At 63.4% G+C, this 1,523-nt stretch carries 2 protein-coding genes; one reads left to right on the top strand and one right to left on the bottom strand.

Annotated features, from left to right (window positions below):
- Nucleotides 1-638, bottom strand: a 638-nt coding sequence (locus VGK20_00130; GenBank protein HEY2772431.1) for a cell cycle transcriptional regulator TrcR, incomplete at its 3' end; no start/stop codon positions are given.
- A 211-nt stretch (nucleotides 639-849) separates the two neighbouring features.
- On the opposite strand from VGK20_00130, the gene ispH reads away from it, so the two are divergent.
- The coding region (gene ispH, locus VGK20_00135; GenBank protein ID HEY2772432.1) for a 4-hydroxy-3-methylbut-2-enyl diphosphate reductase at nucleotides 850-1,523 on the top strand (674 nt) is incomplete at its 3' end.

Here is a 1,523-nt window from a genome sequence, read left to right on the forward strand (position 1 = left end):
TCCACGTTGAGGTCGTCGCGCTGCTTTTCGGTCGGTTCGAATTCGGGCTCTTTCTTCGTGGTCTCTGAGGCCGGCAGCAGGGTCGCGCCACCGTAGGCCGCGGGAACCGGCTTTTCCTTGGCCGCGCGCTGCACCTCGAAATCCAGCTCGATCTGCGAGCACAGGCCGAGCGTCACCGGGTCCATCGGCGTCAAGGTCGAGGCATTCCAGTGGGTGCGGTCGCGCACGCTCGCGATCGTGGTCTTGGTGGTGCCGACCAGGCGCATGATCTGCGCGTCCTTCAGTTCGGAATGATTGCGCACCAGCCACAGGATCGCGCTCGGCCGCTCGTGGCGGCGCGACACCGGCGTGTAGCGCGGGCCCTTCTTCTTGGCGGCCGGCGGCAGAATCACCTTGCTCTCCTCGAGCTTGAGGCGATGGTCCGGGTCCTTCTCGCCACGCTCGATCTCCTCGCGGGTCAGCTGCCCGCTGGAAATCGGATCGGAGCCCTTGATGCCCTGGGCGGCGTCGCCGTCGGCGATGGCGCGGATTTCGAGCGGGTGCATTTTGGTGAAATCGGCGACCTGATCGAAGGTCAGCGCGGTGTTGTCCAAAAGCCAGACGGCAGTCGCCTTGGGCATCAGCGGCGCGTTGCTCATGGCAAATCTCCTTTGTGCTTCGCCCGCCTGTCCTTGGCGAAGCCGGTGGTCATCAATGGCGGGAATTCGCGCCCTTATAGGCCTTTCGGGGCCCGTGGCGCAATGGTTTGCTAAAGTGCCTTGACAGGAGCCGAAACCGGTCCCAATTCCTACCTTGAATTGGCCGTTCCCCGCCGCCGGCGAGGGCCGATTCGCCCCCGAGATTGCTCTTATGGCCGCCAAAGCTGACCCAAAACCGGATTTGAGAATCGTGCTTTGTTCGCCAAGGGGCTTTTGCGCAGGCGTTGTCCGCGCCATCGACACGGTGGAGCGTGCGCTCACCATCTACGGCGCCCCCGTCTATGTCCGCCACGAGATCGTCCATAACAGATATGTGGTCGACAGCCTGAAGAAAAAGGGCGCGATCTTCGTCGAGGAACTCGCGGAGATTCCCGACAATACCAACGCGCCGGTGGTGTTCTCCGCCCATGGCGTGCCGAAGGCGGTTCCCGCCGAGGCGAAGGTGCGCAATTTCTTCTCGCTGGATGCGACCTGCCCGCTGGTGACCAAGGTGCACCGCGAGGCCGCGATCCATTTCAAGCGCGGCCGCGAGATTTTCCTGATCGGGCATTCGCATCATCCCGAAGTGGTCGGTACCCTCGGGCACTTGCCGCCGGGCGCCGTGACCCTGATCGAGACCGATGAGGATGCGCGCACCATCGCGCCGAAGAATCCGAACAATCTCGCCTTCGTGACGCAGACCACGCTGTCGATCGACGACACCGCGCATATCGTCGCGATCCTGAAACAGCGCTTCCCGAACATCAACGGGCCGCACAAGGAAGACATCTGCTACGCCACCACCAACCGCCAGCTCGCGGTGAAGAAGGTGGCGCCGGTGGTCGA

It is taken from the genome of Candidatus Binatia bacterium (assembly GCA_036493895.1).
In the GTDB taxonomy this organism is placed as follows: Bacteria; Desulfobacterota; Binatia; order UBA1149; family CAITLU01; genus DATNBU01.